The 6,336-nt window shown below is 69.4% G+C and carries 6 protein-coding genes; 4 read left to right on the top strand and 2 right to left on the bottom strand.

Features of this window, described 5'->3' with window-relative positions; all coding sequences use genetic code 11:
- Positions 1-49: 49 nt before the first annotated feature.
- Both ACRX5S_RS16640 and ACRX5S_RS16635 read right to left on the bottom strand, forming a co-directional pair.
- Positions 50-301, bottom strand: coding sequence for a hypothetical protein (locus tag ACRX5S_RS16640; protein WP_436773717.1), 252 nt, complete (start codon positions 299-301; stop codon positions 50-52).
- 513 nt (positions 302-814) lie between these two features.
- Complete coding sequence (locus tag ACRX5S_RS16635) at positions 815-1,471, bottom strand: TetR/AcrR family transcriptional regulator (RefSeq protein ID WP_436773716.1); 657 nt, start codon at positions 1,469-1,471, stop codon at positions 815-817.
- A 403-nt stretch (positions 1,472-1,874) separates the two neighbouring features.
- Here ACRX5S_RS16635 and ACRX5S_RS16630 point away from each other — a divergent pair, with 403 nt between their 5' ends.
- From ACRX5S_RS16630 to ACRX5S_RS16615, 4 genes are read left to right on the top strand one after another with little or no spacing between them, the layout of a single operon-like run.
- Positions 1,875-2,678, top strand: a complete 804-nt coding sequence (locus tag ACRX5S_RS16630; protein ID WP_436773715.1) for an acetoacetate decarboxylase family protein — start codon at positions 1,875-1,877, stop codon at positions 2,676-2,678.
- A gap of 53 nt (positions 2,679-2,731) precedes the next feature.
- Positions 2,732-3,622 (top strand): SDR family NAD(P)-dependent oxidoreductase, encoded by an 891-nt coding sequence (locus tag ACRX5S_RS16625; RefSeq protein ID WP_436773714.1) that lies wholly within the window; start codon positions 2,732-2,734, stop codon positions 3,620-3,622.
- 11 nt (positions 3,623-3,633) lie between these two features.
- Positions 3,634-4,956: an amidohydrolase family protein gene (locus tag ACRX5S_RS16620; RefSeq protein WP_436773713.1), complete on the top strand. Its 1,323-nt coding sequence runs from the start codon at positions 3,634-3,636 to the stop codon at positions 4,954-4,956.
- 5 nt (positions 4,957-4,961) lie between these two features.
- Positions 4,962-6,248: an amidohydrolase family protein gene (locus tag ACRX5S_RS16615; RefSeq protein WP_436773712.1), complete on the top strand. Its 1,287-nt coding sequence runs from the start codon at positions 4,962-4,964 to the stop codon at positions 6,246-6,248.
- Positions 6,249-6,336: the final 88 nt, after the last annotated feature.

Below are 6,336 nucleotides of genomic sequence, written 5' to 3'. Positions count from 1 at the left end.
CCCCCCCCCCCCCCCCCCCCCCGCCCCGGCGGGTTCACAAGCGCGGACGTCACATGCCGGCGCCCACCGACACGTTGTCCCTGATTCCCTGCGCCCCCTCCGCCTTGGCGCAGTGCGCACAGCAGAAATACCGCCCGTCCGACTCCACCCCGTGCCCGATGATCCGGCACCGGCAGTGCTCACAGATCGGCGCCATCCGGGTGATCGCGCACTCGAAGCTGTCGAACACATGCACGGCGTCCCCCGCGTGCACCTCGAACGAGGCGTAATAGTCGTTCCCGCAGACCTCGCAACGCGCCACAACAAGCTCCTAGCCGATATCGGAGGCCCCAAAAGCCCCATACGCCACAACCCTCAGTCCCGCCAACCCCCACAGCAACTCCAACTGACCCATCGGCGTGAGTCCCAGCCGCAGATCCAGCGGCAGGTGCGAATCCCGTGGGTCCTCCGCGTCACCCGCGAAGCCATCGCGTGATCCGCCAGACGGAGTCGTTGCCGTCCAGTCGATGACGCCCGACGTTTGGATATGTCGAGTACGACATATGGCCTTGTTCTCGTGGACCCGTTGTTCGGCATTGAGCTTGAGCCCGACGTTCACCCAGCACCGCGAAGACGCGGCCTGACCCATTCGGCGGCGCGGCCTGCTTCCGAGCCTGACGCCGGCGGAACAGGTGGCGGACGACACGGGCGCGGTCTGTGAGCGGGTGGATCTCGGCGCGGCGCCGGCACAGCTTCCGGCGCGGCAGCGGGCCTGCGTGGTCCGTTGAGCGAGGCGGTGCGGTAGGGGTTTCCGGAGGCGTCGGCGCGGCTGCGGTCAGGCTTCCCCGAGCAACGACTCGACGATGGAGCGTACGGCGACGTCGAACAGGGTGTCGGTGTCGGCGGGGTCGTACATGGACCGGGCCAACTCGGGGTCGCCCTCGGCTACTTCGTCGAGCCATGCCTGAACGAGGGGTGGTTCGACGGGGAGGCCGGTCAGGACGCGTTCGAGCATGACGAACCCGGCGACCTGGTACTGGACGGACTGCACGGCGAGGGCGGCGCGGGTGCCGTGCAGGCCGGCGGCGGCGAACTCGCGGACGAGGGCGCGGCGGGTCGGGAGCATCATCAGCGAGTCGAGGCCGCGTTCGCGCACGAGGCTGATGAGGTGCGGGCGGTCGAGGATCGCGCGGCGGCTGGCCTGGGCGATCGAGACGATCCGGGCGACGGGAGTGCTGCCGGTGACCCTGATCGTGCCCATGTCGCGGAGGACGCGTTCGACCAGTTCGTCGAGCAGTGCCTCGCGGTTGCCGACGTGCCAGTAGATGGACGTCACGGCGACGCCGAGCTCGGCCGCCAGCTTGCGCATGCTCAGGCCCTCGGTGCCCGATTCCATGACCAGGCGCATGGCCGTGGACAGCACGGCGTCGCGCGTGACGCGGGGCGCGCCGGCCGCGGGCGTCGGCTTCGGGGTGGCTCTCGTTCCGTCCATCGCTTCCTATTCTCGCGTCCGTCGCCGGTCCGCGGGACCGGCAGGGCCCGGCGATGCCCCCGTCGGGGCAACCTCGTGCTGCCTCTTTACCTCGTCGGCATGTGCATGTAACAGTGTTACAGAGACGGAGGTCACTGTCCTGGACATCGGCAGAGTGCCGCCCGGGGTGGATCGGGTGGCCTGGCCTCTGTCCGGAACGCCGTGAGGCTGCACCGCACCACCGCACCACCGCACTGCCGCACCATCCGCGCTACCGCAGCGCCCCGCACTGCCGTACCACCGCACCGCCGTACCACCCGCACTGCTGCACCGCCGCACCACCCGCACCACCCGCCCTGCCGCACGAAGCCGGCGCACGACGGCGTGTCCCGGCCAGGAGACGTGGAGAAGAGGTGTGTTTTCCGTGGCACGAGTCCGCTATGGCGCGCGCTCCCTGGAGACCCTGAGCAAGTCCGCGAAGGACCGCAGCGTTCTGCCCGAGATCTGGTCCACCGGCGTCGTCGCGCTGTGGGAGACCGATCCGGAGGTCGTCGCGGCCGTCCTGCCGCCGCCGCTGGTACCCGCCGACCGGCCGCTCGTACGCGCCAACATCTCCGCGGTCGACATCAACGGCTACCCGCTCGGCGCCGGCGCCATCGCGGTGCGCTGCAAGCACGGCGACGTCGAGGGCGATTACACCCTCACCATGCCGATGACGACCGAGCGCTCGGTCATCGGCGGGCGCGAAGTGTTCGGCGAGCCCAAGAAGCTGGCCGAGGTCACCGTGGACCGGGACGGCGACGAGGTGGTCGCGAAGGTGACGCGGCTCGGCGTGACGTACGTCGAGATCCGCGGTCGCGTCGCAGAGGAGCTTCCGCTGCCCGACCCGCGTACCACCACCAGCTTCTACTACAAGTTCCTGCCCGCGATCGACGGCGACGGCTTTGACGCCGACCCGATGCTCGTGCACGTCACGCGCAACGAGAAGCACCGTTCGTCGTCCCGCGTCGAGGGCGAAGTCATCCTGCGCGACTCGGACTTCGACCCGGTGGCCGACCTCCCGGTGCGCAAGCTGGTGTCCATCACGCTCGGCGAACGCACCAGCGACCAGCAGGGGTTCGTCGCCGAGCACGTGAAGGCCGACCTGGTGCTGCCGTACATCCACCAGCGGTACGACGACGTCGCGCAGATCTCGGACGCGCCGCCCGCGCCCGGCGACCCCGTCTGAGCCGTGCCCGCCGCCCCGTACCAGCCGCCGCGAACCCGAGGGAACACACGTACATGCTGAACGACTTCACCGGCAAGGTCGCCGTCGTCACCGGCGCCGCCAGCGGCATCGGCTATGCGATGGCCGAGCGCTTCGTCGCCGAGGGCATGAAGGTCGTCCTGTCCGACATCGAACAGGGCGCGCTGGACAAGGCCGTGGCCCGGCTCCAGGAGGACGGCGGCGACGTTCTCGGCCACGTCACCGACGTGTCCGAGCGCGACTCCGTACTCGCCCTCGCCGACGCCGCGTTCGACCGGTTCGGCGAGGTGCACGTGCTGTGCAACAACGCCGGGATCGGCTCCGGCTCCGAAGGCAAGATGTGGGAGCACGACCCGAAGGACTGGGACTGGTGCTTCGCCGTCAACGTCTTCGGCGTCTTCAACGGCATCCAGGCGTTCGTGCCGCGCATGCTCGAACAGGGCACCGAGGGCCACATCGTCAACACCTCGTCCGGTGACGGCGGCATCGCGCCGCTGCCCAACGCGTCGGTGTACGCCTCGACCAAGGCCGCCGTGGTCACCATGACCGAGGCCTTGTACGCGCAACTCCACCAGGTACAGGCCAAGTTGGGCGCCTCGGTGTTGTTCCCCGGGCCGAAGATGCTGCGCACCGGGCTGTGGGAGTCGTACCGCAACCGCCCCGAGCGGTACGCGAAGTCCCGTCCCCGCAAGACGCCCTACAACACCCTCGACGCGTGGGAGAAGGCCATGCGCGACGCGGGACAGGAGATCGAGTTCACCCCGGTCGAATCGGTCGCCGCCAACGTCGTCGACGGCATCCGCGACAACCGCTTCTGGATCATGCCGCCGAGCGAGCACAGCGACAGCCAGATCACCGCCCGCTCGCAGAGCATGCTCGCGCGCTCGAACCCGACGTACCTCGAAACGTTCATCCTGGACAAGTGAGAGCCGCCGCCATGAGCCAGCAGAATCCCACGGAAGCCCCGTACACGATCATCTCGTCCGACACCCACGCCGGGCTGCCGACCGAGCTGTACCGCGACTACCTCGCGACCCGGCACCATGCCGCGTTCGACGGGTTCCTCGCCGAACGCGAGGCGCAGCTCAAGGCGATCACCGACCTCGGCGTGCGCAACGAGGACTTCGCCGCGAACTGGTTCGAGACCAACGAGGAGGTGCTGCGCAGCGGTTGGGAGGTCGACCGGCGCGACCTCGAACTCGACAAGGACGGCGTCACGGGCGAGATCATCTTCCCGGACGCGGACGCCGTCGAGTCCCGCACCTGCGTCCCGTTCGGCGCCGGGCTCGGGTTGTCCGGCGACATGGATCCCGAACTCGGCCTGGCCGGCGCGCAGGCGCACAACCGCTGGCTGGCCGAGCTGTGCAAGACCTCGCCGGAGCGCCGCCGCGGCGTCGCGCTGATCCCCATCACCGCCGAACTCCCGGACGTCCTCGCGGAGATCCGTCGCATCAAGGACGACGGCCTGGGGGCGGTGATGATCCCGGCGATGTGGATGAACCAATCCCCGTACCACGACCGGAAGTACGACCCGGTATGGGCGCTGTGCGAGGAGTTGGAGCTGCCGGTCGTCACGCACTCGGGCCCCGCGGACCGCGAGTCGTACGGCAATCACCTCGGCATCTACGTGCAGGAAGTCACGTGGTGGCCCGCGCGGCCGTTGTGGTTCCTGCTGTGGTCCGGCGTCTTCGAGCGCTTCCCGCGCCTGAAGTTCGGTGTCACGGAGGCCGGTTGCTGGTGGGTCGGCAACATGCTGTGGTTCATGGACCGGCTGCTGCTCGGCTCGCGCGGAGCGCAGAAGCTCGCCGGGTTCGAGGAGATCAAGCTGCTGCCGAGCGAGTACTTCGACCGCAACTGCTTCATCGGAGCGTCCAACACCAAGCGCCGTGAGATCGGCATGCGCTACGAGATCGGCATCGGGAACATCTGCTGGGGCAACGACTTCCCGCATCCCGAGGGGACTTGGCCGGACACGCTCAACATCCTGCGCAAGACGTTCGGCGACGTCCCGGTCGACGAGACGCGCGTCATGCTCGGCGAAGCGGTGGCCGGCGTCTACGGGTTCGACCTGGAAGTCCTCAAGCCGCACGCCGCCCGCATCGGCGTCACGCCCGCGACACTTGGGCAGACCGGACCCGATGGCGAGGTGCGCGACCTGGAGTCCAAGTGGGCGGCGGCGAAGGAGATCGGCCGCCACTGGATCACCGGTCACGACGTCGCCGCCGTGGTCGACCCGAACGTGCAAGCCCTGGAGGTCTGAGGTTCATGAGTGACGACGGCATGACACCGTCCGGCATGCCTGATTGGGAGGGGCCCGAGCGCTACACCGTGATCTCGGCCGACTGCCACGGCGGCGGTGAGATCCACGAGTACCGCGAGTACCTGCCCGCCCGGCTGCACGGCGAGTTCGACCGGTGGGTGCAGGGGTACAAGGTGCCGTACCCGGACCTCCTGGGGGACAACGGGAAGCGCAACTGGGACTCCGACCGGCGGCTGCGCGACCTGGAGGACGACGGGGTGGTGGCGGAGGTCATCTACCCCAACACCGTCCCGCCGTTCTTCCCGAAGGCGTCGCTCACCGACCAGCCCCCCGCCGCGAACGCCGGTGACCTGCAACTGCGTTGGGAGGGCTTGAAGGCGCACAACCGCTGGATGGTGGACTTCTGCGCGGCCACCCCGGGGCGGCGGGCCGGCATCGTCCAGATCATGCTGCACGACCTGGACGCGGCGGTCGAGGAGGTCAAGTGGGCCGCGGAGGCGGGGCTGACCGGCGGTGTGCTGCTGCCGGGCACACCGCCGGGGTCGGGGCTGGTGCCGCTGTGGGAGTACGACCACTATGCGCCGCTGTGGCGTACGTGCGAGGAGTTGGGCGTACCCGTCAACCACCACACAGGCTCGGCGGCGCCGCCGATGGGCGACTCGCTCATCGACAAGGTGGTGTTCCTGACCGAGGTGTCGTGGTGGGCGCACCGGGCGTTCACGCACCTGATCGTGTCGGGGACGATGGACCGCCACCCGGACCTCCAGTTCGTGTTCACCGAGCAGGGCACGGCGTGGATTCCGGAGGAGTGCCGCCGCCTCGACTACTACTGGGCGCGCATGGGCAAGGCGGTGGGCTCTCAGGAGCACGAGTGGGGGCACGCTCTGGTCGAGTCGATGTCGCTCAAGCCGAGTGAGTACTGGGCGCGGCAGTGCCACGTGGGCGCGAGCTTCCAGCGTCCCGCGGAGGCGGCGCTGCGGTACGAGGTGGGTGTGGACCGCATCATGTGGGGGAGCGACTACCCGCACAAGGAGGCGAGCCACCCGTTCAGCCGCGAGGCGTTGCAGCTGACGTACAACTCGATCGACCCGCACGAGGTCGCGGCGATGGTCGGCGGCAACGCGGCGAAGCTGTACGGCTTCGACCTCGACGCGCTGGCGCCGGTCGCGGCACGGGTGGGGCCGCTGGTCGAGCAGGTGTACCGGCCGCTGGCGATCGAGGACATCCCGAAGGGCGCGGACAAGTGCCCGGCGTTCGTGGGGCTGCCGGGGGCAGGACAGGTGAAGCCGTAGGGGTGTGCCTCGGCGTGGGCGCGCGGCTGTCCGAGCGCGCTCGTCCGGAGGTCCCTTGGTCCTGCGGGTGCGGCCCGCCCCCGGAATG

It is taken from the genome of Yinghuangia sp. YIM S09857 (assembly GCF_051388915.1).
GTDB lineage: Bacteria > Actinomycetota > Actinomycetes > Streptomycetales > Streptomycetaceae > Yinghuangia.
This window is presented reverse-complemented; position numbering and strand designations above follow the sequence as displayed.

Excerpts from the sequence above, each read along its gene's own strand:
- ACRX5S_RS16635 (WP_436773716.1), bottom strand. The coding sequence starts at position 1,471 with ATGGACGGAACGAGAGCCACCCCGAAGCCGACGCCCGCGGCCGGCGCG.
- ACRX5S_RS16625 (WP_436773714.1), top strand. The coding sequence starts at position 2,732 with ATGCTGAACGACTTCACCGGCAAGGTCGCCGTCGTCACCGGCGCCGCC.
- ACRX5S_RS16620 (WP_436773713.1), top strand. The coding sequence starts at position 3,634 with ATGAGCCAGCAGAATCCCACGGAAGCCCCGTACACGATCATCTCGTCC.
- ACRX5S_RS16615 (WP_436773712.1), top strand. The coding sequence starts at position 4,962 with ATGAGTGACGACGGCATGACACCGTCCGGCATGCCTGATTGGGAGGGG.